The following is a 22,868-nucleotide window of genomic DNA, read 5'->3' as shown; positions in this document are numbered from 1 at the left end:
ATCAGTCCATTGTGGACGTCACAGTGGGACCTCGGTCGGCAGGCGGGGTTCGCGGTGCAGGAGTTCGAGCGCGTCGGTGTCCGCGATCGCCGGGAACTTCCGGTAGCTGTTGCGGACCGCGTGCAGCCAGGGCAGCGGGCGCAGGCAGACGAACTGGTCGACCTCGCGGGCGAGCCGGTCGAGGACGGGTGCCTGGGCGACCGGGACCGCGAGCACGATCCGGCGCACCTGGCGGGCGCGCAGGACGCGGATCGCCGTGTGCGCGGTCGTGCCGGTGGCGGCGCCGTCGTCGGCGAGAACCACGGTCCGGCCGGCGATCGGCACCGGCGCGACGTCGCGCCGGTAGACGGCGACCTGCCGGGCCAAGCCGCCCCGCGCCCGGTCGGCGAGCCTGGTGAGCTCGTCCGCCGAGATGTCGAACCGGCGGATCGCGCCGTGGTCCCAGACGACCAGGCCGCCCTCCCCGACGGCACCGAGCAGCACCGGTGGTGGTCCGGCGGCCTCGATCCGGGCGGTGAGCAGGATGTCCAGCGGCGCCCCGAGGACGTCGGCGATTGCGGCGGCGACCACGAGGCCGCCCTCGGACAGGCCGAGGACCACGGCGCGGTCACCGCGCAGCGGGCGCAGGCGGAGGGCCAGTCGTTCGCCCGCCTCCCGGCGATCACGGAACCGCATGGGCACTCCTGCCGTCGGGAGCCGGTCGGCCGTCCCCCAGCATGACCGCACCGCGTCCGCGGGCGGGAGGGCCGTTGGTCATCACCAGCGGACCGTTCGGCACCTTTCGTTCGACAGTCCACAAAGGACTGTCAATGCGGGCGGCCCACCGTCGAGGGCGCCAGCACGACCGCGGGCGCGAGGGTGCGGTCGGCCAGGGCACGGGCCACGTCGCTGAGCCGGCGGTTGTTCCGCCGGGCGTAGCCGCGCAAGGCGGTGAACGCCGCGTCCATGCTCAGCTGCCCGCTGACGGCGAGCACGCCCTTGGCCTGCTCGATGATCACCCGGCTGTTCAACGCGGTCTGCAGCTGCTCGGAGAGGATCTCACCCTGCCGGAAGGCCCGTTCGTGGAGGATCCCGATGGTCGCGGTGTCGGCCAGTCCCTGGGCCAGTGCCACGTCGTCGGCCGACAGCTCACCCGGGGAGTGCCCGAAGAGGTTCAGCGCCCCGATCGTCTGCCGGCGCAGCCGCATCGGTACCGCGTGCACCGACGCGAACCCGTCCCTGGCCGCCTCGGCCGCGAACCGCGGCCACCGCACCGCCTGGGCGGCGATGTCGGCCACCAGGACCGGGGTGCTGGTGGTGAAGCACTCGACGCACGGCCCCTCGTCGATGTCGAGCTGGAACAGCTCCAGCAGCCGTGCCTGCTCGGTGGAGGACGCCAGCACCTGCAGGCCGCCCCGCTCGTCGGCCAGCGTCAGCCCGGCCGCCGCGACGTCGAGCAGCTCCACGCACTGCACCACCAGCGTGTGCAGCAGATCCGCGACGTCGTAATCGTCGACCAGCGTGTCCGCCAGCGCGACGAACGCCCGGGTCACCTGTCGTTCACGGTCGGGCATGCCCACCATCTCCTGAATCGTCAGCTGCCTTCATGGTGATCCTCACCGGAACTCCTCGTCCAGCCGCAGCCGCCGGGCCACGACGTCGGCCGCGACCTCCAGCAGGGAACGTCCTTGGCCGAACGCGTAGGCCCGCAGCCGGGCCAAGGCGGCCGAGGCGGGCAGGTCCAGGTGCGCGATCAGCATCCCGGTGGCCTGGTGCACCTCCCGGAACCGCATTCCCGCGCCGTCCATCCACTGACCGTCGCCGTCGAGCCAGCGATCACCCCCTTCGCGCAACCCCGACAGGGCGAGTGCCGCGATGTCGGCCACCTGCAAGGCCGTCGACAGGTCGGCAGCGTCGAGCGAGCCCGGCGTCGAGCGGTAGGTATCGAGGGTCGCCACCCGGACCGCCCCGATCTGCACCGGGAACGTGAACAACGCGGCCACCGGCTGCGCCGCGGCCTCGGCCGCGAACACCGGCCACGCCGATGGCGGCCCGGCGGCCAGATCGGGCACCAGAACCGGCCCGCCCGAGGTCTGGGCCTCGAAACACGGTCCTTCACCGAGGGAAAACTGCAGCTCCGCCAGCGCCGAGCTCACCGCGTCACTGGCGTAGACGGTCTCGCGGTGCCCGGTGCCGGCCACCACCGACACCGCCGCTCCGTCCACCGGCAGCAAGCGCACACACGCCCGGCACACGCGGCCGACGACGTCGACCCCGCTGCCGGGCGCGTCTTCGTCCAGGGCGGCCAGCACGCTCGCACGCAGGTCCTCGACCTCAGCCACCGCGAACCCACCACCGGTGAGCTCCGCGTTCCCGCATCCGGTTCCCTCCGGGTCGGTGTTCGTGAGCGCCCCACCAACGCGGACACCGCCGGGCCCGGATCAGCACCGCTACCGCGGCTGCGTCCACCGAGCGTACCCGCCCGGCCACCAGGGCACCCGGCGAGCGGCGACGCTTCACGTGGTCAGGGCCGGCCCGGGTGCGCCGCCGGCGGCGCACCTCGCCCGGCGAGGATGTCCTCGGCACTGGCCGTGGTGTCCGGGTCCGCGGCCGTCCGCAGGGCGGCGGTGGCGGCGTCGCGCGCGGTGTCCGGCGCCACCACGAGCAGGATCAGGCGCCGCTGCTGCGTGCCGACGAGCGCGACGGTGTGCGCCTGCATCGAGTGGAACCCCTCCAGCCGGACGACACGGCCGTCCACCACGAGCTTGCGGTGGGCGATCTCCCAGCCGTCGCCCAGCGGGTAGCTGATCCGCTCGACGTCGCCCACCCGGTCGCGCACCGCCGCGAGGACGCCGGGGAACTCGACGCCGGCGTCGCGGGACCGCGGCCACCACGCGCCGTCGACGTACCCGCCGCCGGCGGCCGGTTTCAGCTGCAGGCGGACCTCGTCACCAACGGCGGTCACGACCGGCTCCGGTCCGGGGTCTCGGTGAGCAGGCCGCGTTCCGCCTTGCCGAACCCGCGGGGCGCCGCGGAGTAGCCGGGGTTGAGCTTGCGGGCCAGGCGTTCAGGCTTGGGCCAGCGGACTTCGGTGGCCCAGCCGACCTTTTCGAACAGCCAGATCAGGCGCGCGGACATGTCGAGCTGGCCGCGGCGGACGCCGTGGCGGGCGCCGGTCGGGTCGGCGTGGTGGGAGTTGTGCCACGACTCGCCCATGGAGGCGATGGCCAGCGGCCAGAAGTTCGCGGACTTGTCGCGAGCGGCGTAGGGCCGGTCACCGATCATGTGGCACAACGAGTTCACCGACCAGGTGACGTGGTGCAGCACGGCCACCCGCACCAGGCTCGCCCAGAAGAACGCGGTCAGCGCGCCCCACCAGGACATCGTCACCAGCCCGCCGAGCACGGCCGGGGCCAGCAAGGTGACCACGGTCAGCGCGGGGAACCAGCGGTCGATCCGGGCGATGTCGCGGTCGGCGAGCAGGTCGGGGGCGAACCGCTGCGCGTTGGTCTTCTCCCGGTCGAACAACCAGCCCATGTGGGCGTGCCAGAAACCCTTCGCGAGCGCGGCGGCCGAAGTGCCGTAACGCCACGGGGAATGCGGATCACCCTCGCGGTCGGCGAAGGCGTGGTGGCGGCGGTGGTCGGCGACCCAGCCGATCACCGGGCCCTGCATGGCCATGCTGCCGGTGGCGGCGAGGGCGATCCGCAGGCCGCGGTTCGCCTTGAAGGCGCCGTGGGTGAAGTAGCGGTGGAAGCCGATGGTGACTCCCAGGCCGGTCAGGAAGTAGAACCCGATGGCCAGGGCGACGTCGGTCCAGCCGAGGCCCCAGCCCCACGCGAACGGCACCGCGGCGGCCAGCGCCAGCAGCGGCACGACCGCGAACAGCTTGACCAGAAAGGTTTCGGTGCGGGACTTTTCGCCCGCGAGCATCGGCTCCGCGGTGTTGGGTGGCCGTTGCAGCGTTTGTGTCATGTCGATCGCTCCTTGACGTACCTGTTCGCCAGGGTCTGGGGCGATCAAGTTCCGGGTAGCCCGCTGACGGCGGCCCAAAACCGGGAGATGGTGGAGGTTGCCGGGACGTCCTCACCGCTGAGGCCCGCTACGTGAGCGAGAGCAACCAATAGTCACAACGAACGAACCGCCGGAATGGTTCCCGTACGGTCGACCCTTCGAATGCCGACCGGCCCCGGGCCCATCCGGCACGCCGGTCGGTGGCCCTCTAGCGTGGCGGTCATGGAACACCCCGAACCCGACGCCCGAACGCTCGAACGCGCCCTCGGCGAGTACGTGCGGGCGGTGGCGGCCGCGGTCGGTGTCCCGGACGAAAGCGCCACGGTGGAGATCAGCGACACCGCAACCGCCTACCTCGGGCTGCCGCGGCGGTGGCCCGGCCGGCCCGGTCACGACGTCATGCTGGTCTGGAACGAACGCCGGGGGTGGTCCCTCGCGGTGGAAACCGACCCCGGCGCGGCCGCGGTCGTCCTCGCGCACCACGGCGACGACCTCGTCCCCGGCCCGGACGCGGTGGCCCGGTTCGTCGCCGACACCGCCGCCGGGCGTCCTCCGGGTCAGGCGCCTGCCGGACCGGCCACCGACGTGTCCCGCCGGGTGCTGGCCGAGCGGCTGCGGCCCTACCTCGGCGACGCCCCGAACGGCTGACCGCGGTCCGGCTCCCGTGGTTCTCCACCGGCCCGCGGGGGCATCCGCCCGGCGGTATGCTCGGGAACCAGCGCCCAGACCCCGCTCTCACCCCGACCGGCCTCGTGCCCGGTCATCGCCAGGAGCAGGTTCTTCATGAATTCCCCCCCAGCACAACGCGCTGATCCGCAGGGCGGGCCAGGGGCTTCTCCGGTGCCGTACGGGCTCCGCGTCGCCGCCGCGGTCTCGTGGCGCCTGCTGGTCGTGGCGGCGGCCCTGACCGTCCTCGGCTTCGTGGCCACCCGGCTGGCCTCGGTGGTCGTCCCGGTCGCGGTGGCGCTGCTGCTCGCCGGGCTGTTCTCGCCCGCCGTCACCTGGCTCGCGGCCAGGAAGGTCCCGCGTGCACTGGCCACCGCGATCGTGCTGATCGTGGGCATCGCGCTGGCCGGCGGGGTCGTGACTTTCGTCGTCATCACCGTCACCGTGGGCATGCCCGCGCTGATCGACCAGGTCACCGTGAGCCTGACCGACCTGCACACCTGGCTGCGCACCGGCCCCCTGCACCTGAGCCAGGGCCAGCTCGACCAGCTGCTCGGCAACCTGACCGCCATGCTCGGCCGGAACAAGTCCGTGATCGCCTCGGGCGCCCTCACCACCGCGGTCACCGTGGGGGAACTGCTCGCCGAGGCCCTGCTCGCGGTGTTCTGCCTGATCTTCTTCCTCGCCCAGGGAAACCCGATCTGGGCGTTCCTCATCCGGGGCGTACCCACCCGGCTGCGCGACCGCGTCGACATCGCCGGGCGCAGCGGGTTCACCACCCCGGCCCACTACGTCCGCGGGACAGCCGCCGTCGCGTTCGTCGACGCCGCCGGCATCGGCCTCGGCCTGGTGATCCTCGGGGTACCCTTGGCGGCTCCGCTGAGCACGCTCGTCTTCCTCGGCGCGTTCATCCCCGTCATCGGCTCGGTGATCGCCGGCGGGATCGCCGTCCTCGTGGCCCTGGTGGCCAACGGCGTCTGGGCGGCCGTCATCGTGCTCGCCGTCGTCGTCGGCGTCATGCAGGTGGAAAGCCACGTCCTGCAACCACTGCTGCTCGGGCGGGCCGTCCGGCTGCACCCCCTGGCCGTCGTCCTCACCCTCGCCATCGGGCTCGTCACCGCCGGGATCGTCGGCGCCCTGCTCGCCGTCCCGCTGCTCGCCGTCATCAGCTCGGGCGTGCGCAGCCTGACCACCCGGCCGGAGAACAACTCGCCTGCGGGAGCCGCTCCTCCTGCCGATCCGGAAGACCGCGCCCCGGACCCCGGCGACCGATGACGTGCACGCCGCCGGACCTGTGGTCTGTTGAGGACAGTCGGGAGCCGGCGGCTCGGCCTGGTGCCGGACGGAGTCCCCGCCCTTGCGCAGCCGGGTCGATGCCCGTCCGCCGAGCCTCCCTTCGGGGACCGGGCGATGAGGTGGTGGCCGATCAGCAGCAGTGCTCGCCAGGCCCGGTGTCGTTCACCGACCAACGCAGCGGAAAGAGCCGTCCGCCCGGTCGAAATCCGGCAAGGTCTCCTCGACTTCGCCGTCGTCCGGTCCGCTCCGGACACCGCGACCGGGGGCGGGACAAACGCCAGCGCTCGGCTCCAGGGCCAGTGAGTGCTCACCCGCGGCGTGACCGGATGGGTCGGTCTGCGGCCGGATCCGAAGTTCGCCGGGACGAACCGGGTCACCGGCGCCGCGGCGCGGTATGCTCACCCTGACAGCGCCGAAGTGCCCAGTCCCCGCCCTTGCGACGACCGACAGCCGATGACCGGACGTCCGCACCGGGGCTGCGCAGTGTCCGATGTGGTCAGATCCGGACGGCGACGTCTGGAGCGAACTCATGAAACTCAGGGCACCGGCCGGCCGACGTCGGCACAACCTCGCACCGGAACCGGTGGTGCCGCTCCTGTTCGGCAAGCGCGGGCCACCGTCGCCCCGCCGGGGCTGAAGCTTTCCGAGGAACTGGTCGGCCGCGTCGCCATCCTGGCCCTGCACGGCGAGTTCGACCTGTTCACCACACCCGGGGTGGACCGGGCCATCGACACGATCCTGCTTCGGGGCCCCCGGCGGCTCGTGGTGGACCTTTCCCACGTCTGCTTCCTGGATTCGGCGGGCCTCGAGGTGCTCGTTGCCGGCCACCGGCGGGCCGGCCCGCGGACCGATCTGCGCATCGTGGCGACGACCCGGGCGACGTGGCGGCCGCTGCAGATCGGCCGGCTCCACGAAACCTTGGTCATCCACACCTCGTGCGCGGCCGCGATCGCCGCTCCCGCGCGCGGGAGCCGGGCTGAGCCGGCGAAAAGTTCCTTCGGCCCCCCGGCAGATGACGTGTGACCCTGGGCAGCCGTGGCCCGGACGAGCAGGGTGGTGGCTACCGGAACGCCGCTTCGCGCTCATCCGGGCCGGCCGTCGAAGGGGACAACCACGCATGCTGATCCAGATCGGCACGGACCAGGCCGTGCACGGCGATGAAGGGCTGATCCGGCACTTCGAGGCGGAGCTCGCCGCCAGGCTGGCGCGGTTCAGCGACCACATCACGCGGCTGGAAGCCCGCTTCAGCGAGGAAGCCGCCGACGACGGGAAGGACCGGTGCTGCGTGCTCGAAGCCCGGCCGGCCGGGCGGCGGACGGTGGCCGTCAGCCATCACGCGGGCTCGGTCGCCGAGGCGTGCCGGGGTGCCGTGCACAAACTCGAGAGCATGTACGGCCGGACGGATCACCGCAAGGGCGGGGACTGCATCCGGCACCAGGACGGGCACGCCGGCTCATGACTGCCCTCAGCGGGCTCGGTACGCCGCGACCCGACGCGACCCGGCCATGAAGCTCCCGCGCGCCCGCTCCTGAGACCCGTTCCGCCGTTGCCCGTACCCGGCTCGCCCGAGGAGCCGTCGGTCCGCCGGCACCAGGACCTGACGATCACCGTGGAACGGCTGGGCGGCGTTGCGGTCGTCGCCGTGGACGGCGAAGTCGACCTCTGCACCGTGCCCATGCTCCGCGACGTCCTCGAAGCGACCTCGAACCGGGCACCGTGGCGGATCGTCGTGGATCTGTCGCTCGTCCGGTTCCTGAACGCCGCCGGGCTGGAGGTGCTGATCGACGCCCAGCGCGTCGCCGGGCCGGGTACCGACTTGAGGCTGGTGGCGACGACGCGCGCGACGTGGCGCCCGCTGCAGCTCACCGGGACGCACGAACGGCTGCCCGTGCACGCCTCGCGCGCGGCGACCGTCGCGGCGCCGCGACGGCGGGCGGCGGACACCGGCTGATCCCGGGGAGAGCCGGTCAGCCTCTCCTCGGCTGTGCGGCACCGCGCCGCCGGCCGAGGTGTTCCGGCGGCGGATCAGTGCGGCCGGGCGGGTCGTCCTCCGCCGTGAAGCCATCGGCGGGCGTGAGGCCGAGCATGGCAAGCAGCAGCTCGCAGTCCGCGGCGTCGTGCGACGTCGACGCGACCACACGAGCGGCCCGGTGCCGCTCTTCCCGGGGCAGGGTGAACGGAACCACCAGGATCGCCGGGGATCTTCGCAACCGGGTCACCGGCCCGGCCGCGCAGCCCGGGAAACCGTTGCCGTTGCGGTCATTCGGCTCCTTCGATCGGCCACGCCACGGGGCTTCGCCCCTCGCCGGCGACGGTCCGGTTCCGGTCTCGTGCGCCGGAGCCCGATGGGTGGGCGTCGAGGATGTCGGTGGCTCGAACCAGGCCGGCCGGTGCATCGGCGGCGGCCCCCTGCGGGCGGACGGGCACCCAGGTCGTGCTGGTGTTCGTCGCGCAGGCTGTGCCCGGTGACGGTCCCGAAGTGCTCGCACCACACCGGGGCCGCGCACGGCGACCCGGTCCGGCGCACGCGGCTGCGGTAGCGGACGAGTCAGCCGGGTGGGTAGCCACCGCCGTGGCGGGTGGGCCAGTCCCGGTACGCGTGCCCGGCCGGCGGCCGATCGGTCTGTTCGTCGTCCACCGGTGCCGCCTTCGCTCACGGTGCACTCGGGGTGCACGTCATCGATCGCCGGGGTCCGGGGCGCGGTCATCCAGCTCAGGCGGGGAAGCGCCGGGAGTGCTTCGCCCGGGCGAGTGGTTCTCCGGCCGGGTGGTCAGGGCGCCCCAGGCGATCGCCGACTTGTTCCGGCCGAGCACAAGGAACGGTGAATCCCGCCGCGACGGTCACCGCGGCACCCGGGTGGAAGACCTTCCGTTCTTCGCTGCCGCCATCCATCCTGGAAGGCACCGCGAGGGCGGGGTACCGGCACGGTGCGAGCCGTTGCGGTCGCGGCGACGTCTCGGTGGGCCGGGAGCCGGCGGCACGGGCGTAAGGTGGCGGTATCGCCGCGGACCTCGGCGTGTCCGCTGGAGCCGGGGCCCGAAGCCGGAAGTTCGAGCGAGTCCCGGCTCTCCCCGCTGCTCATCGGTCCCGCGCCCGGATGATCAGCACCGGCAAAAGGAGATCCGGCATGTCGTCCCTCGATCTCGAAACCGGCGTCGCCGCCGCGGAAATCGGCGATCCGGCCGCGGCCGCCTGCGCGGTGTGCCCCCATTCCCCGGAATCGCATGATGTGATCGCGCGCCGGTTCTGCACGGCAACGCAGGCGGGCGGGTTCCACCGCGGATGCGTGTGCGCTGGTGCGTCGGACGCCGCGGTGACCACGGCGACGCGGGTCCCGAAGTGAAGGGCTCGTCATGAACGCCTTCGGGGGACCCGCAGGCCGGGTCCTCCGGCCGTCGTCGCGGAAGGAGCACCGGGCATGACGTTTGCGCCGGACGACACCGCGGGTCCCGTGGTCGGTTCTCCGACCCTCGACCGGCGGCTGCGGCTGAAACCGCCGGGTGCGGTCAAGGGCTGCTTCGACGGCGCCTGGTGGCCACGCTCGCGAGAGCCGGTGGCGGAATTCAGCGCCCTGGTCACTGCGCTCGCCGTGGATTCGGGCCCGGTGGACCGGATCGGCTTCAACCCGGCGATGTGGGATCTGCCCCCGGGAAGCTCGCGCTCGAACCCGGTTTCGTGGAGCTGGCGGGTTCTTCGGCCTGGACCGGTACACGATCATCGTCATCGGACCGCGCATCCGCCGGCTGACCCTGCTGGTGGTGCCACCCGACGCCGATGCCCCCGCGGCGGAGCGAGCGCTGGCAGCGGCCGCCGCGCCGGACGCGAGCGGCTCCGCCGTGCTGATCCTGACCACCAGCGGCATCCTCGGCCCGGCCGCCGGCCCGGCTTGAGGAGGACAGTCGCCGTTTCGCACCGGAGCAGCCGACGGTCGTGCTGAGCACCGCCGGCGGGGCCGGGGGCGCGGGCGGCCCCGCTTCGGGCAGCACCGGAACGGTCAACGGTGGTGACGGCGCCGACAGCGTCACGGTCGCCGACGGCGCGGTCAGGCCGGCGTCGGCGGCCGTCTCGGCCCACCGGCACCCGCGGCACCAGTCCTGGCCACCGGAACCGGCCGCGGTGGGCGCCGGTCCGTGTCACGGATGTCGGCTCTCACCTGTCGGAGGGCATCGCGGAGCCGGTGGTTCCCCGGCCGGCGGTGCGGTCACGGCGATGACGGGGACACGGGCTCCCCCGGGGTCGACCTCGGGCGGCCCGGCGAGGTCACCGGTCCGCGGCGAGTGTGGATCCGTCCCGGTGTAGGTGACGCGCCAGTTCCCGATGCTGAACGCGATCTGCCGCCGAGGTGGGAAGGGGAAGCCGTGGCCCACCGTCGCGCTGGGGTCCGGATGCCCGGCGGTCATCGTCTGCTCCTCGGCCGTGGGAGCGGTTCCACGGGTTACGTGGAACCACAGGCACGCCGGAGTCCGGGGCGGTCTGGTCAGCCTAGATGAGTGATTCCGTGAAGGTCGTGTGAAGTGGCCCCGAGTGTGGGCATGAGTGGAGGGTGCTCATGATCATTTTGTGAAGAACGACCTGAACACCCTCCTGACGGCACTGTACGTGCTCGTCGATGACCATGTGGTGCTGCCCCGGACCGGCCGGGGACGGCGCCCACTACTCACGGACAGTGAGTTGATCACGCTGGCCACTGCCCAAGTGTTGCTGCGGTATGACTCCGAGCGCCGATGGATTCGCCATCTTCATGCCGACTCCCGGTGGCGTGAATGGTTTGCTCATCTTCCTGGGCAGTCCGGCTACCACAAGCGGTTAAAGGCATCAGAACCGTTGCTGCGCAAGACCATCCTGGCCCTTTCCCTGTGCTGTCCGTCCTGGTTTGACGACATGTGGATCACCGATGCCACCCCGGTGCCGTGCGGGATGTCCCGGGAAACCGTGAAGCGCTCCGACCTGGCCGGCCACGCCAGTTACGGCTACTGTGCGTCACACTCTCGGTGGTATTGGGGGCTCAAGCTTTACCTCGTCTGCGCCGGCGACGGCATGCCGATCATGTGGTGCCTGGCCAACCCGAAACTCGGCGAACGCGAGGTCTTGGCCGCCCTGCTCGAGCACAACCACCACCTCGTTCGTGACGGCCAGACCCTGTTGGCGGACAAGGGTTTCGCCGGCAAGGAATTCAAGAAGCTGACCGCGGCGATGGGGCTGGAGTTGCTGCGCCCGGACCGCAAGGACGAGACCTACCGCAACGGCAACCTCGGCGGTGTCCGTCAACGGATCGAGTCGGTCAACCAGACCCTCAAGGGCCAGCTCGACCTCGAAGCCCACGGCGGACGCACCCCCGCCGGAGTGTTCACCCGCGTCGCCCAACGCCTGCTGGCCATGGCCGCCGGCATCTGGCACAACTGGAACACCGGCCTGACCAGCAAACGATCACTCATCGCCTACGACCACTAACACTAACTTCACGGAATCAGCCGTCTAGTGTCGCGCGTCCCAAGTTGTTTGACGTCCGGGGTCACTGGACTCGGGCTCGCTCCCCGAAACCGGCCCGGTCAGTGCGAACGTCCGGCCGCGGCGATGTAATCAAAGATTCGTTCACCTCGACCGACGACATGAACGACTCTTTCCTGTCGCCGGACCAGCCGCCGCCAGGAGACTGCCAACGAACCTCAGACGCGCGCCGTCAGGTCGGCGACGTGGACCGAGACGCCGGTCCGGCCTGGTTTGATCAACGGCGCGGCCGGGAATCCGGATCCGGTATCGAGTGGCCGCCCCAGTCCCCGGCGCCCGCAGGACTCGGGGAAGGACTCCCATGGACGTATCTTCGGTGAGCGAGGGCGCCGGCCTCCGGGCGGCGTCACGCAACGACTTCAGCGCTCTTGGCCGCATCATGCGGCGTGAAGGCCTGCTTGACCGGCGCTACGGCTACTACGCGGTGAAGATCAGCCTGACCCTGCTGGCGTTCGCCGGCGGCTGTGCGGCGTTCGTCCTGCTGGGCGATTCGTGGTGGCAGCTGGTCACGGCGGTGTTTTTCGCGGTGATGTTCGCGCAGGTGGCGTTCCTCGGTCACGACGCCGGGCACAACCAGGTCTTCCGCACCGGGCGGGCCAACGACCGCGCCGGTTACGCGTTCGGCGGGATCGTCGGCATGAGCTACGGCTGGTGGATGGGCAAGCACACCCGCCACCACGCCAACCCCAACCACGAGGGCGACGATCCCGACATCGACATCCCCTTGCTGGCCTTCACCCGCGGGCAGACGGTGCACAAGAGCGGGTTCGTGCGCTGGACGTCGAAGCACCAGGCGGCGTTGTTCTTCCCGTTGCTGCTGCTGGAAGGCCTGAGCCTGCACTGGGCGGGCATCCAGGCGGTGTGGCGCGGGCAGGTCAAGACCCGGTGGCTCGAAGCGGCGCTGCTGTCCGCGCACGTCGTGGTCTACCTGGGGGCGGTGTTCGTGGTGTTGTCCCCGCCGGTCGCCTTGGCGTTCATCGCCGTGCACCAAGGACTGTGGGGCGTGTACATGGGCTGTTCGTTCGCACCGGGTCACAAGGGCATGCCCACCTACACGGACAAGACCGAGCTCGACTTCCTGCGCAAGCAGGTGCTGAGCAGCCGCAACGTCCAAGGCCGCCGGTGGGTGGACTTCACGCTCGGGGGACTGAACCACCAGATCGAGCACCACCTGTTCCCGAGCATGCCGCGGGCCAACCTGCGCCGCGCGCAGCCCCTGGTGCGCGCGTTCTGCGCCGAGCACGGGATCGACTACGCCCAGTGCGGGCTGTTGAAGACCTACCACTACGTCCTGCAGCACTTGCACGAGGTGAGCGCACCACTCCGCGCGGCGGGCGCACCTGCCCGCTAGACCGTAGGGAGGGCCCGCGGCGCGATCACGGAGCGCCGGTGTCTGTCGAGCGCACGTGTATCGGGTTGGATGTTCACACCCGATCGGTGGTGGCCTGCGCGATCGGCAACGAGGCCGCTGACGAGCGTCCGCCGCAGCCGACGGCCGGTCAGCGAGGCGATGGAAAACCAGTCACCAGGTGGGCGCCCGGCCCTTCTTGCAACGCGCCGCAGCGCTCGCGGTTGCGCGCCCTCACCTCCTTTGCTCCAGTCATGCCGGGATGTGCGTTGATGGCGCCCTGACATACCGGCCGAGATCGACGCCCCGTGGTGTCGATGCCGCCGAAGGAACCTCAGGACCACCCGTCAGCAGCGCTGCGCGGCCGAGGGCGGCTTCGCCGTCCTCAATCCCGGCGCGCCCCAACCGAACTCGAACTCCGTCTCCACCTCCGCCACGCCACCACGCTGCTGCAGGCCCTGCTCGCCTTGACCCAGCAAGAGCAAAGCGTTCGACACACCCCAGCCGATCGGCTACCTCAACAACATCGGCCGCGCTAATGGCCGCGACATCCGCACCATCATGGTGGCCCCCGAGCGCGCGCCTTCGGTCGAACTCGGTTTTGAACTCTTCGCCATCGGCAACCTCACCCCCCGCCCGGTACCCCGCACAGCGAGTGTCGAGCAGCAAGCTCGCCCGGATGCCACGAGCCACAGTCAGCGCCACCCTGACCTAAACAACACCAGCCACAACAAGCACGACACCTTACGGGGATAGAACACAAAACAGGCCCTGAACAGCAAAAACCCTCTCGCTCATGCTACGAGCGAGAGGGTTTCTTACGTACAAATCCGCAGGTGAAAGCGGGAAAATCGAACTTCCGGTGGAGCTGAGGGGAATCGAACCCCTGACCTTCTCGATGCGAACGAGACGCGCTACCAACTGCGCTACAGCCCCTCGGAGCGCGAGGCTCCTTGTTCAGTGCTCGTAGAGCGTATCAGCGCGTCGGCGAGCACTGAACATCGGGGTCACTCCCCGACCGCGCGGCGGTACGGGCCGCCCATGCCGGGTTCGTCGAGTTCCTCGAACGCCGGGTCCTCGTCGTCCAGATCGACCACGACGGCCTGGCGGCGGATGCGGGACATCGGCGAGGGCTTGCGTTCCACGATGTTCCGCGGCGGCGAGGCGACGACCTCCAGGTCGTGGTCGTCCTCCTCCAGCTCCGCGGTCTCGGTGCGGACGGAGGACGGCGGTTCGGCCGGCTCGGCGCGCCGGGGGGTGCGGGTGGTCGAGTAGCGGGCCATCCGGCGCTGGCGGATCTCGTCTTCGATGCGGACCTGGCGGCGCAGGTAGCCGAGGTAGCCGACGAGTGCCAGGTCGACCGCGCCGTGGACCCACCAAGCCAGCGAAAGCACGAATCCGGCGAACGCGGCGGTCGCGACTGCGGCGATCAGCAGGATCACGACCACTCGCTGACGGAACGCGTACTTGGCGCGGGCGGCGATCTCGGCCGCCTCCGGGTCGAAGCCGCCCCGGCCCGGCCGGTAGCCACGCCGTTCACGCGCGGTTTCGGCACGTCCCGCGCGCGCGGGCTGCGGCAACGGTTCGGGCTCCGGTTCCGGCTCCTCCTCGAGGTCGGCGTCGAGTTCCGACTCGAGTTCGGCGAGGTCGTCCTCGACCGACGGCTGCGCATTGTCGGACACGGCGTACTCCTCCTGTCCCTCGTTGCGAGCACCCCCGCTGCGCACCACCCGTGCGGCCAGCGCGGAGGTGGGCGTCCGCGCGACCTGCTGGCGCTTGCGGGCCACCATGGGCACGAGAACGACGAGCCATGCCGCGGCCAGCGCGACGATGATCACCGAACTGGGCATCTCCCGTCACCTCCCCCGATCCTCTGCTGTAGTCACGCTAGCCACAACAGTCACACAGGAGACGCAGACTCGCCGGGTTCGATCACGAAAATGCATCACCGCATTAGGTGAATCTCACAAGATGTGGTAACGCGTATCCGGTAGCGGACGCGGAGTCACCATCAGGCCAGGTCGGCGCGCCCGGACCCGAGGAGCCGCGCGACCAGCCCGTCGCCGGTCTCCTCTTTCGTCACCGCGAAGCACAGGTGATCCCGCCAGGCGCCCGCCACGTCGAGGTACCGCTCGAACAGGCCCTCCTGCCGATAGCCGGCCTTCGTGAGCACCTTCAGGCTGGCGTTGTTCTCCGGACGCACGGTCGCCTCCAGCCGATGCAGCCCGGCCGAGTCGAAGGCGTGATCCGTCACGAGCGCCACGGCGGCGGTGGCCACTCCGCCGCGCACGAGCTCCGAGGACACCCAGTAGCCGATCCAGGCCGAACGCAGTGCCGCCCGGATCACGTTACCCACCGTGATCTGCCCGGCGAACTTTCCGTCAACCGTGATCGTGAACGGAAGACACTGCCCGCGCCGCGCCAGGCCGCGCAACGCGGCCCACTGCGAAGGCCAGGACCACAACGCGTTGCGGTCCGGCCACGGCCCCACACCGGTCGGCTCCCACTGTTCGAGGTGGTTCTGATCGCGCAACCGGATGCGGCTCCACTCACCCGCGTCGCGCAGCCGGACCGGCCGCACGGCGACGACCCCGGCCGGAACGCGCAGCGGACCGAGCCGTGCGGGCCAGCCCGGGTGACGGCTTTCGACCGGGTACGCGAGGGCGGCCACGATCCCGGCCCGCTACGCCCGCTGCGCGAGGAAAGTGACCTTGACCTGCTCGCCGGCCGCGACCTCGGTGAGGTCCTCCTCCACCGTGACCAGGCAGTTCGCCTCGGCCAGCGAAGCGAGCAGGTGCGCGCCCGACGTGCCGAGCGGCTGCACCAGGTACTCGCCGTTGGCCTCGTCACGCAGCAGCTGCCCCCGCAGGTAGCCGCGCCGGCCCTTGGTGGACGTGATCGGTGAGAGCAACCGCGCCCCCACGGTCCGCCGGTGCGGATTGCGCGTACCCCGTGCGGCCCGGATCAGCGGTCGCACGAGCACCTCGAACACCACGAGTGCGCTCATCGGGTTGCCCGGGATCAGGAACGTCGGCACCGAGTCCGGGCCGAGGCGGCCGAAACCCTGCACGGAACCGGGGTGCATGGCGATCCGCGTGAGATCGATGTGCCCGAGGTCGGACAGCGCCGCGTGCACCTCGTCCCCGGACGTGCCTCCGGCACCACCGGCGACCACCACGATCTCCGACATGAGCAACCGGCCCTCGACGACCTCGCGCAGCCGCTTCGGATCTCCCGGCACGATGCCGACCCGGCTCACCTCGGCGCCGGCGTCGCGCGCGGCCGCGGCCAGCGCGTAGGAGTTGACGTCGTAGACCTGGCCGACCGACGGCGTGCGGTCGACGTCCACCAGCTCGTCACCGACCGAGACGATCGACACCCGCGGCCGCGGGTAGACCAGCACCTTCGCGCGGCCGACCGCGGCGAGCAGACCCACCTGCGCGGACCCGATCGTGTCGCCCTTGCGCACCGCTACGTCGCCGATCTGCACGTCCTCACCGGTTCGGCGCACGTAGCCTGCCGAGGGCACCGAGCGGTGCACGGTGACCTTGGCCTGGTGCCCGTCGGTGTAGGACGTGGGAACGACCGCGTCGGCGAGCGTGGGCAGCGGCGCTCCGGTGTCCACCCGCACCGCCTGCCCCGGCTGCAATCGCCTCGGCTGCCGCGAGCCCGCCGGGATCTCACCGACCACCGGCAGCTGGACGGGTTCCTCGCCGGCCGTGCGCACGTCGACGCTCCGGACCGCGTACCCGTCCACCGCGGCCTGGTCGAACCCGGGCAGTGCGTGCTCGGCGACCACTTCCTCCGCGCACAGCAGGCCTTGCGCCTCGGAGATCGCCACGCGGACCGGACGGGGCCGCACCGCGGCGTCCAGGGTCAGCGCGATCTGCGCTTCGACGGAGCGGAACTCCGCGGCCGGCTCACCGGCCTCGTCGGCCGGGGTGGCGTCGGGCGATTCGGTCATGGGCGATCGTTCCCGATCCGTTCGGTCAGCCAGGTTCGCAGCGACGGCCCGTAGGTCGGGTCCTCGAGCGCGAAATCGACGGCGGCCCGCAGGAAACCGCCGGGGTTGCCCAGGTCGTGCCTGCCCCCGTGGTGCACGACGACGTGCACCGGGTGACCCTCGCGGATCAGCAACGCGACGGCGTCGGTGAGCTGCAGTTCACCACCGGCGCCCGGTTCGATCCGGCGCAGCGCGTCGAAGATCGCCCGGTCGAGCAGGTAGCGCCCGGCCGCGGCGAAGGTCGAGGGGGCGTCCTCCGGCTTGGGCTTCTCGACCATCCCGTGGACCTGCTTGACGTCCGGATCGCCGGTGTCGGTGACGTCGAAGACGCCGTACGGCGAGATCTGCTCCTTGGGGATGTCGAACGCGCACAGCACGCTGCCGCCGTACTGGGCCCGGACCGCCGACATCCGTTCGAGGACACCGGCGGGCAGCACCAGGTCGTCCGGCAGCAGCACGGCGACCGCGGTGTCCTCGTCGGTGAGGTTCGGCTCGGCTTGCGCGACGGCGTGGCCCAGCCCCAGCGCCTGTTCCTGGACAGCGGTCTCCACGTCGAGCAGGCCCGGCCCCCGGCGCACCTTCGCCAGCAGGTCGTTCTTGCCCTTGTCCTCGAGTGTCTTCTCCAGTTCGGGCTGCGACTCGAAGTACCGGACCACCGCTTCCTTGCCGGGCGAGGTCACGATGACCAGGCGCTTCGCCCCCGCGCCCGCCGCCTCGGTGGCGACGATCTCGATGCCGGGGGTGTCGACCACGGGCAGCAGCTCCTTCGGCACCGCCTTCGTGGTCGGCAGAAAGCGCGTACCGAGGCCGGCGGCCGGCACGATGGCGGTTCTGAACGTCTGAGTGGATTCGGCGCCCGTCATGGGCGCAAAGCCTAACCTGGTCCCATGCGCGAGCCGGGCAATGAGCACCTGAGCAAGGCGGAGTGGCGCACCCGGGTCCTGACCACCCGCGCCTCGGTGTCCCCCGAACAGCACGCGCGGGAGGCCGCCGAGATCGCAGCCGCGGCCGCTTCGTTGGGAGCCGAAACGGTGTGCGCGTACCTGCCCTTCGGCACGGAACCCGGCCGGATTTCCCTGGTCGAGGCGCTGGCGGCGACCGGAGCCCGGGTCCTGCTGCCGGTGGTCCAGTGCGCGCCCGGCCCGCTCGAGTGGGCTGCCTACACAGGGCCGGACGAGCTGGTACCGGGCCGGCTGCGCGGTGTTCTCGAACCTTCCGGGCCACGACTGGGGGTTGACGCGATCGAAGCGGCGGACGTGATCCTCGTACCGGCGCTCGCCGTCGACCGCCGCGGAGTGCGGCTCGGACGCGGAGCGGGTCACTACGATCGCTCGCTCGCCTCCGCGACCGCGGACCTCCTGGCCGTCGTGCGGACCGAGGAGCTGGTGGACCACCTGCCCGGGCAACCCCACGACGTGCCGATGAACGCAGCACTCACCCCCGGCGGCCTGGTCCGGCTGCCCACCCCGTGATGTGAGCAAGGGGCAATTGCGCCGGAGGAATGTCATCCAGCACAATTGGGTTAGCACTCTTGTCGGTCGAGTGCCAGTGCATGAAGGAGCTTCAGTGCCCACGTACCAGTACGCCTGCAAGGAATGCGACCACCGCTTCGAGGCCGTGCAGTCCTTCTCCGACTCCAGCCTGACGGTGTGCCCCCAGTGCTCCGGCCCGCTGCGCAAGGTCTTCAGCTCGGTCGGCGTGGTCTTCAAGGGCAGTGGCTTCTACCGCACGGACTCGCGCGACTCGGGCAGCTCGAACACCACCACGAGCCAGGCCAAGGGGGAAAGCGGCAAGTCCGAGTCCGCATCGTCGAGCACCTCCTCTTCTTCGGACAGTTCGTCGTCTTCGTCGACGTCCTCGTCGTCGTCTTCTTCCTCTTCCTCATCGTCCTCCTCGAGCACGAGCAGCACTGCCTCCGCGGCGTCCTGAACGGCCAGTTGTCCACAAGGGGGCAGTTGTCCACAGGTGCGTGATCCGGCCCTTTCCGAGGGACGGCGCGGTGCCTAACGTCGGTTCCGTGCGGCACCCCGCCGCACGGGAACCGACGAGGGGACGACCGTGGACACGTTGCTCAGCCGCCTTCCGGCGCTGCCCGATCTGCGCAGGTTGCGCGGCCCCCGAGCCCGGCTGATCCGCCAGTGCCTGGCCGCGGCACTCCTGCTGGCCGGTCTGCTCCTCCTGCTCCTGCCACCCGCCGCCCGCGGCGCACCGGCGACCGGCACCGTGGTCTCGGCCCGAGACCTTCCGGCGGGTTCCGTCCTGCGTTCTGCCGACGTCCGGCTCGTCGCCGTGCCCGACGACGTCCGGCCGGCCGGCGCGCTCACCACCCCGGAGGCCGCCGTCGGCCGGTTGCTGTCCGGACCGGCGCGGGCCGGGGAGCCGATCACCGACGTCCGGCTTCTCGGAGGAAGTTCTCCCGCAACGAGTGAGCCCGGCTCGGTCACGGTGCCCGTACGGCTGGCCGACGCGGCCGTGGCGGAGTTGCTGCGTCCCGGGCAGCACGTGGATGTCGTCGCGCGCGGGACTGCCGGCAGTCCCGCGGCGGTGCTGGCCACCGCCGCCACCGTGGTCACCGTGCACCGTCCCGGCGGGACGGACAGCCGCTCGTTCGGGTCTTCGACCGAGGGCCCGCTCGTGCTGCTCGCGCTGCCGACACAGGCCGCCACCAAGGTCGCCGCCTCTTCGCTGGAACAACCGGTTACGGTTACTCTCCGCTAACCCGTCCCTGTTCCGACGGGCGCCGGCCGCCGCCGGACCGCGCCCGTCCCGAGTACCTCCAGGAGTGGCAAGTGCTGAAAGGCTTCAAGGACTTCCTGATGCGCGGCAACGTCGTCGACCTCGCGGTCGCGGTCGTCGTCGGTGCCGCGTTCACCTCGATCGTCACGGCGTTCACCAACGGCCTGATCAAGCCGCTGATCAACGCCATCGGTGGTTCCGACGCTGCGCAGGGTCTTGGCTTCCGGATCCTCGGCCCCAACGGGTCGACCTTCATGGACTTCGGCAGCGTGATCAACGCGGCGGTCAACTTCGTGATCGTCGCGGCGGTGGTCTACTTCCTGATCGTGCTTCCGGTGAAGCACCTGCAGGAACGGCGCAAGCGTGGTCAGGAAGCCGGGCCGGCGGAGCCCACCGACACCGAACTGCTCACCGAGATCCGCGACCTGCTGCGCGCGCAGGCCGGCGGTTCGCAAAGCTCCACCGGCTCCACGCGTTCGGACGACTGATCGTCACCGATCATGGTGCGGCGGCCGGTTCTCGAGATACCAGGAATCCGGGGTGTCCCGGTCCCGGCCCCGCTCGTCGGACGTGGTCTCCGGCAACACGTCACCGAAGACCTCGTCCAGCCGCCGCCGTTGCTTCGCCTCGCTCACCTGCGGGCGTCGTTCCTCGTGCGGCATGTCCCCATCGTCCCACCAGCTGTTTGACAACTGCAGAGAGACACCCGGGAAACCGCCCGGGCCGGCGGCTCAGACCTCCTCGAGCCCGGACAGCTCGTCGATCACGTGCGGTACGAGCGACGACAGCGTGGCCATGCCGTCGCGCACCGCGGCGCGGGAACCGGCCAGGTTGACCACCAGGGTGCTCCCGGAAACGCCGGCCAGCCCGCGGGAGATCCCCGCGTCCACCGCTCCCGCCGCGAGCCCGGACGCGCGCAGTGCCTCGCCGATGCCCGCGATCGGCCGGTCGAGCACACCGGCGGTGGCGTCGGGCGTGCGGTCCCGTGGGGAGACGCCGGTGCCGCCGACGGTGATGACCAGATCGGCGCCGCCGATCACCGCGGTGTTGAGCGCGTTGCGGATACCCGCCGTCTCGGCCTCGACCACCACGACGCCGTCGACGATGAACCCGGTCTCTTCGAGCAGCTCGGTGACGAGGGGCCCGGCTGTGTCCTCGTGCTCACCGTGCGCGACCCGGTCGTCGACGATCACCACGAGTGCCCGGCCCAGCCGCTGTGCGCTCCGTTCCATGCCGACACCGTATCCGGTTCCGGGCCCGCTCCGCCGCCGCGGGCCCGGCGATTCTGACGATTCGGTGACGTGCCCCGCGCCGGGCAGGCGCGAGCGCGCGGGGCCACCTACCGTCGGGCGGGTGCGAGTGCTCATCACCGGCGGGGCCGGGTTCATCGGGTCCCGGATCGCCGATCGGCTGGCCGACGACGGAGACGAGGTCGTCGTCCTGGACAACCTGCTGCCCACCGCGCACGGCTCGGCCGTCGCTCCCGAGTACACGCGCCGGCACCGGTTCCTGCGCGGCGACGTCACCGACGCCGAACTCGTCGCGGAATTGCTGGACGGCGTCGACGCGGTCTGCCACCAGGCCGCAGTAGTCGGGCACGGGATCGATCCGTCCGACGCGCCCTCCTACGCGTTGAACAACGACTACGGGACCGCGGTGCTGCTCGCGGGGATGCACGCGGCGAAGGTGCGCAAGCTGGTGCTCGCCTCCTCGATGGTCGTCTACGGGGAGGGCCGGTACTCCTGTGCCGAGCACGGGATCGTGCCACCTGCTCCACGCCGTCAGTCCGATGTGGACGCGGGACGGTTCGAGCCGACCTGCCGGCGGTGCGGCAACGGGCTGAGCTGGCAGCTGGTACCCGAGGACGCTCCCCTTCTGCCCCGAAGCACCTATGCGGCAACGAAACTGGCGCAGGAGCACCTCGCTGGGGCCTGGGCGAGGCAGACCGGCGGGACCGTCTGGGCGATGCGGTACCACAACGTCTACGGCCCGCGGATGCCGCAGAACACGCCCTACGCCGGAGTGGCGTCGTTGTTCCGTTCGGCGCTGGAGCGCGGTGAAGCACCGACCGTGCTGGAGGACGGGCAGCAGCAACGCGATTTCGTGCACGTCGACGACGTGGCCCGGGCGAACGTGCTCGCGCTCCGCACCGAGGGGCCGGCCGCGGATCTCACGCCGCTGAACGTCTGCTCCGGACAGCCGCACAGCGTCGGTGATCTGGCACGCGAACTGGCGCGCGCCTGCGGCGGTCCGGAGCCGCGGATCGTCGGCGGTGCGCGACCGGCCGACGTGCGGCACGTCGTCGCCGACCCGGCGCGCGCCCGTGACCTGCTGGGATTCACCGCCGAAACGTCGTTCGAGGAGGGCATCGCCTCGTTCGCGACCGCGGAGCTGCGCACGTCAGTCGCCTGATGAGGTGAAGATCACTTCCCGGAATTATTCGGCGGCGCCGGATCTTGGTGGTGGTCATGCGTTCCATTCAGGTAGGGGACATCGAGGTCCAGGCGCTGACGGACGGCCGGTTGCGTTTTCCGGCCTCGTTCTTCCCCGGCCTGGAGCCGGGAAATTCGCCGGGAGTGATCGCTGCGGACGGCTCCGTTTCCGTGGCCACCGGTGCGTTCCTGATCCGTGGCCACGGCCGGACAATCCTCGTTGACGCCGGGTTCGGTCCGCGGCCGCTGGGCTCACCGCAGGACCTGCCGCACGCCGAGGACACCGGTGGGCTGCCCGCCGCACTCGAGGCGGCCGGCTGCGCTCCCGGCGACGTCGACACGCTGCTGCTCAGTGATCTGCACGCCAGGCACGTCGGCTGGGTCGCGCCCCACGGCAAGCCGTTCTTCCCGAACGCCGAGGTACTGCACGGCGAATCCGGGTGGGAAGCGCTGATCACACCGGCCGGCCGCCACGAATGGGCCAGAGTGGCTTTGGAGGCCATTCGCCGGGAGGGGCGGCTGCGTGGCCTCAACGGGATCGAGGAGATCGCTCCCGGAGTCACGGCGCGGCCCGCGCCCGGCCACACCCCGGGCCAGTACGTGCTGGAAGTCGTGGATCAGGAGCACCGTGCCGTGCTGCTCGGCGGCGTGTTCCAGCTCCCGGCCCAGCTGGCCGATCCCGGAATCGGCTTCCTCGCCGACCGTGACGCGGACCAGGCCGCGCACACGCGCCGGCGGTGGCTGGACGACCTCGCCGGCACCGACACGATCGCCGCCGCGGGGCATTTCCCGGACGAGCCATTCTTCCGGATCACCACACACCACACCGTGGAACCGGTTTCCGCGCTCCCGGCGGCCTGAGCCACCGCACCGGACTCGGTCGCC

The 22,868-nt window shown here is 71.2% G+C and carries 27 protein-coding genes, 1 tRNA gene and 1 pseudogene; 16 read left to right on the top strand and 13 right to left on the bottom strand.

Annotated elements, in window-relative coordinates; genetic code table 11:
• Positions 1-18: 18 nt before the first annotated feature.
• The 5 genes from BJY18_RS28080 to BJY18_RS28060 all read right to left on the bottom strand — a co-directional run bounded on the left by BJY18_RS28080 (position 19) and on the right by BJY18_RS28060 (position 3,954).
• Complete coding sequence (locus BJY18_RS28080) at positions 19-675, bottom strand: phosphoribosyltransferase (protein ID WP_184782921.1); 657 nt, start codon at positions 673-675, stop codon at positions 19-21.
• 131 nt (positions 676-806) lie between these two features.
• Entirely contained in the window at positions 807-1,553 is a 747-nt protein-coding gene (locus tag BJY18_RS28075; protein WP_184782920.1) for a GAF and ANTAR domain-containing protein, read from the bottom strand.
• A 42-nt stretch (positions 1,554-1,595) separates the two neighbouring features.
• Positions 1,596-2,321: a GAF domain-containing protein gene (locus tag BJY18_RS28070; protein ID WP_184782919.1), complete on the bottom strand. Its 726-nt coding sequence runs from the start codon at positions 2,319-2,321 to the stop codon at positions 1,596-1,598.
• Between the two features lie 182 nt (positions 2,322-2,503).
• The gene (locus BJY18_RS28065) at positions 2,504-2,944 is read right to left on the bottom strand and encodes a DUF5994 family protein (RefSeq protein ID WP_184782918.1); all 441 of its coding nucleotides are present in this window, start codon (positions 2,942-2,944) and stop codon (positions 2,504-2,506) included.
• Positions 2,941-3,954, bottom strand: a complete 1,014-nt coding sequence (locus BJY18_RS28060) for an acyl-CoA desaturase (protein WP_184782917.1) — start codon at positions 3,952-3,954, stop codon at positions 2,941-2,943. The genes BJY18_RS28065 and BJY18_RS28060 overlap by 4 nt, the downstream gene beginning before the upstream one ends.
• Positions 3,955-4,215: 261 nt before the next feature.
• Here BJY18_RS28060 and BJY18_RS28055 point away from each other — a divergent pair, with 261 nt between their 5' ends.
• From BJY18_RS28055 to BJY18_RS28035, 5 genes are all read left to right on the top strand, one after another.
• The gene (locus BJY18_RS28055; RefSeq protein WP_184782916.1) at positions 4,216-4,641 is read left to right on the top strand and encodes a DUF6292 family protein; all 426 of its coding nucleotides are present in this window, start codon (positions 4,216-4,218) and stop codon (positions 4,639-4,641) included.
• A gap of 135 nt (positions 4,642-4,776) precedes the next feature.
• Positions 4,777-5,934, top strand: coding sequence for an AI-2E family transporter (locus tag BJY18_RS28050; protein WP_184782915.1), 1,158 nt, complete (start codon positions 4,777-4,779; stop codon positions 5,932-5,934).
• Positions 5,935-6,408: 474 nt separating this feature from the next.
• Positions 6,409-6,978, top strand: coding sequence for an STAS domain-containing protein (locus BJY18_RS28045; RefSeq protein WP_184782914.1), 570 nt, complete (start codon positions 6,409-6,411; stop codon positions 6,976-6,978).
• Positions 6,979-7,072: 94 nt separating this feature from the next.
• Positions 7,073-7,414: an HPF/RaiA family ribosome-associated protein gene (locus tag BJY18_RS28040; RefSeq protein WP_184782913.1), complete on the top strand. Its 342-nt coding sequence runs from the start codon at positions 7,073-7,075 to the stop codon at positions 7,412-7,414.
• 87 nt (positions 7,415-7,501) lie between these two features.
• Positions 7,502-7,906, top strand: coding sequence for an STAS domain-containing protein (locus tag BJY18_RS28035; protein WP_246458993.1), 405 nt, complete (start codon positions 7,502-7,504; stop codon positions 7,904-7,906).
• A gap of 16 nt (positions 7,907-7,922) precedes the next feature.
• Here BJY18_RS28035 and BJY18_RS28030 read toward each other — a convergent pair whose 3' ends face one another.
• Positions 7,923-8,165 (bottom strand): hypothetical protein, encoded by a 243-nt coding sequence (locus tag BJY18_RS28030; protein ID WP_184782912.1) that lies wholly within the window; start codon positions 8,163-8,165, stop codon positions 7,923-7,925.
• A gap of 918 nt (positions 8,166-9,083) precedes the next feature.
• Here BJY18_RS28030 and BJY18_RS28025 point away from each other — a divergent pair.
• The 5 genes and pseudogenes from BJY18_RS28025 to BJY18_RS28015 all read left to right on the top strand — a co-directional run bounded on the left by BJY18_RS28025 (position 9,084) and on the right by BJY18_RS28015 (position 12,815).
• Positions 9,084-9,299 carry an RGCVC family protein gene (locus tag BJY18_RS28025; RefSeq protein WP_184785074.1) on the top strand — a complete coding sequence of 72 codons (216 nt, stop codon included), beginning with the start codon at positions 9,084-9,086 and terminating at the stop codon, positions 9,297-9,299.
• Between the two features lie 75 nt (positions 9,300-9,374).
• Positions 9,375-9,705, top strand: a pseudogene (locus BJY18_RS38115) (DUF5994 family protein); the annotation flags it as partial.
• 9 nt (positions 9,706-9,714) lie between these two features.
• Positions 9,715-9,846, top strand: coding sequence for a hypothetical protein (locus BJY18_RS38110; protein ID WP_376774782.1), 132 nt, complete (start codon positions 9,715-9,717; stop codon positions 9,844-9,846).
• A gap of 670 nt (positions 9,847-10,516) precedes the next feature.
• Positions 10,517-11,407, top strand: a complete 891-nt coding sequence (locus tag BJY18_RS28020) for an IS982 family transposase (protein WP_184778676.1) — start codon at positions 10,517-10,519, stop codon at positions 11,405-11,407.
• A gap of 358 nt (positions 11,408-11,765) precedes the next feature.
• Positions 11,766-12,815, top strand: coding sequence for a fatty acid desaturase family protein (locus BJY18_RS28015; protein ID WP_184782911.1), 1,050 nt, complete (start codon positions 11,766-11,768; stop codon positions 12,813-12,815).
• Positions 12,816-13,675: 860 nt separating this feature from the next.
• Here BJY18_RS28015 and BJY18_RS28010 read toward each other — a convergent pair.
• The 5 genes from BJY18_RS28010 to BJY18_RS27990 all read right to left on the bottom strand — a co-directional run bounded on the left by BJY18_RS28010 (position 13,676) and on the right by BJY18_RS27990 (position 17,678).
• Positions 13,676-13,748: transfer RNA gene (locus BJY18_RS28010), tRNA-Ala, on the bottom strand.
• A gap of 71 nt (positions 13,749-13,819) precedes the next feature.
• Positions 13,820-14,662, bottom strand: coding sequence for a divisome protein SepX/GlpR (gene sepX / locus BJY18_RS28005; protein WP_184782910.1), 843 nt, complete (start codon positions 14,660-14,662; stop codon positions 13,820-13,822).
• A 161-nt stretch (positions 14,663-14,823) separates the two neighbouring features.
• On the bottom strand, positions 14,824-15,483 hold the full coding sequence (locus tag BJY18_RS28000; protein WP_184782909.1) for a GNAT family N-acetyltransferase: 660 nt from the start codon (positions 15,481-15,483) through the stop codon (positions 14,824-14,826).
• A 12-nt stretch (positions 15,484-15,495) separates the two neighbouring features.
• Entirely contained in the window at positions 15,496-16,776 is a 1,281-nt protein-coding gene (glp, locus tag BJY18_RS27995) for a molybdotransferase-like divisome protein Glp (protein ID WP_184782908.1), read from the bottom strand.
• Positions 16,773-17,678 (bottom strand): UTP--glucose-1-phosphate uridylyltransferase, encoded by a 906-nt coding sequence (locus tag BJY18_RS27990; RefSeq protein ID WP_184782907.1) that lies wholly within the window; start codon positions 17,676-17,678, stop codon positions 16,773-16,775. Before BJY18_RS27990 ends, glp begins: the two co-directional genes overlap by 4 nt.
• Before the next feature lie 24 nt (positions 17,679-17,702).
• Between BJY18_RS27990 and BJY18_RS27985 the strand changes: the two genes are divergently transcribed.
• The 4 genes from BJY18_RS27985 to mscL all read left to right on the top strand — a co-directional run bounded on the left by BJY18_RS27985 (position 17,703) and on the right by mscL (position 20,039).
• A complete protein-coding gene (locus tag BJY18_RS27985; RefSeq protein WP_184782906.1) occupies positions 17,703-18,287 on the top strand; it encodes a 5-formyltetrahydrofolate cyclo-ligase in 585 nt (194 codons plus the stop codon).
• Positions 18,288-18,381: 94 nt separating this feature from the next.
• A complete protein-coding gene (locus BJY18_RS27980) occupies positions 18,382-18,744 on the top strand; it encodes an FmdB family zinc ribbon protein (protein WP_184782905.1) in 363 nt (120 codons plus the stop codon).
• A 129-nt stretch (positions 18,745-18,873) separates the two neighbouring features.
• Complete coding sequence (locus tag BJY18_RS27975; protein WP_312873981.1) at positions 18,874-19,533, top strand: SAF domain-containing protein; 660 nt, start codon at positions 18,874-18,876, stop codon at positions 19,531-19,533.
• 71 nt (positions 19,534-19,604) lie between these two features.
• On the top strand, positions 19,605-20,039 hold the full coding sequence (gene mscL / locus BJY18_RS27970; protein ID WP_184782904.1) for a large-conductance mechanosensitive channel protein MscL: 435 nt from the start codon (positions 19,605-19,607) through the stop codon (positions 20,037-20,039).
• Positions 20,040-20,042: 3 nt separating this feature from the next.
• On the opposite strand, the gene BJY18_RS27965 is transcribed toward mscL, so the two are convergent.
• Complete coding sequence (locus BJY18_RS27965) at positions 20,043-20,213, bottom strand: hypothetical protein (RefSeq protein WP_184782903.1); 171 nt, start codon at positions 20,211-20,213, stop codon at positions 20,043-20,045.
• Positions 20,214-20,282: 69 nt separating this feature from the next.
• Positions 20,283-20,783, bottom strand: a complete 501-nt coding sequence (locus BJY18_RS27960; protein WP_184782902.1) for a MogA/MoaB family molybdenum cofactor biosynthesis protein — start codon at positions 20,781-20,783, stop codon at positions 20,283-20,285.
• 121 nt (positions 20,784-20,904) lie between these two features.
• Here BJY18_RS27960 and BJY18_RS27955 point away from each other — a divergent pair, with 121 nt between their 5' ends.
• Positions 20,905-21,963 (top strand): NAD-dependent epimerase/dehydratase family protein, encoded by a 1,059-nt coding sequence (locus tag BJY18_RS27955; RefSeq protein ID WP_184782901.1) that lies wholly within the window; start codon positions 20,905-20,907, stop codon positions 21,961-21,963.
• Positions 21,964-22,019: 56 nt separating this feature from the next.
• Positions 22,020-22,844: an MBL fold metallo-hydrolase gene (locus BJY18_RS27950; RefSeq protein WP_221457987.1), complete on the top strand. Its 825-nt coding sequence runs from the start codon at positions 22,020-22,022 to the stop codon at positions 22,842-22,844.
• The last annotated feature ends 24 nt before the right edge of the window (positions 22,845-22,868 follow it).

The organism is Amycolatopsis jiangsuensis, from assembly GCF_014204865.1.
GTDB lineage: Bacteria > Actinomycetota > Actinomycetes > Mycobacteriales > Pseudonocardiaceae > Amycolatopsis > Amycolatopsis jiangsuensis.
This window is presented reverse-complemented; position numbering and strand designations above follow the sequence as displayed.

Bases quoted from the DNA above. Each gene is read 5' to 3' on its own strand.
- BJY18_RS27965 (WP_184782903.1), bottom strand. From the start codon at position 20,213: ATGCCGCACGAGGAACGACGCCCGCAGGTGAGCGAGGCGAAGCAACGG.
- BJY18_RS27985 (WP_184782906.1), top strand. From the start codon at position 17,703: ATGCGCGAGCCGGGCAATGAGCACCTGAGCAAGGCGGAGTGGCGCACC.
- sepX (WP_184782910.1), bottom strand. From the start codon at position 14,662: ATGCCCAGTTCGGTGATCATCGTCGCGCTGGCCGCGGCATGGCTCGTC.
- BJY18_RS27950 (WP_221457987.1), top strand. From the start codon at position 22,020: ATGCGTTCCATTCAGGTAGGGGACATCGAGGTCCAGGCGCTGACGGAC.
- BJY18_RS28080 (WP_184782921.1), bottom strand. From the start codon at position 675: ATGCGGTTCCGTGATCGCCGGGAGGCGGGCGAACGACTGGCCCTCCGC.
- BJY18_RS27990 (WP_184782907.1), bottom strand. From the start codon at position 17,678: ATGACGGGCGCCGAATCCACTCAGACGTTCAGAACCGCCATCGTGCCG.
- BJY18_RS28060 (WP_184782917.1), bottom strand. From the start codon at position 3,954: ATGACACAAACGCTGCAACGGCCACCCAACACCGCGGAGCCGATGCTC.
- BJY18_RS28045 (WP_184782914.1), top strand. From the start codon at position 6,409: ATGACCGGACGTCCGCACCGGGGCTGCGCAGTGTCCGATGTGGTCAGA.
- BJY18_RS28050 (WP_184782915.1), top strand. From the start codon at position 4,777: ATGAATTCCCCCCCAGCACAACGCGCTGATCCGCAGGGCGGGCCAGGG.
- BJY18_RS28055 (WP_184782916.1), top strand. From the start codon at position 4,216: ATGGAACACCCCGAACCCGACGCCCGAACGCTCGAACGCGCCCTCGGC.
- glp (WP_184782908.1), bottom strand. From the start codon at position 16,776: ATGACCGAATCGCCCGACGCCACCCCGGCCGACGAGGCCGGTGAGCCG.
- BJY18_RS28040 (WP_184782913.1), top strand. From the start codon at position 7,073: ATGCTGATCCAGATCGGCACGGACCAGGCCGTGCACGGCGATGAAGGG.
- BJY18_RS28025 (WP_184785074.1), top strand. From the start codon at position 9,084: ATGTCGTCCCTCGATCTCGAAACCGGCGTCGCCGCCGCGGAAATCGGC.
- BJY18_RS28075 (WP_184782920.1), bottom strand. From the start codon at position 1,553: ATGCCCGACCGTGAACGACAGGTGACCCGGGCGTTCGTCGCGCTGGCG.
- BJY18_RS28015 (WP_184782911.1), top strand. From the start codon at position 11,766: ATGGACGTATCTTCGGTGAGCGAGGGCGCCGGCCTCCGGGCGGCGTCA.
- BJY18_RS27960 (WP_184782902.1), bottom strand. From the start codon at position 20,783: ATGGAACGGAGCGCACAGCGGCTGGGCCGGGCACTCGTGGTGATCGTC.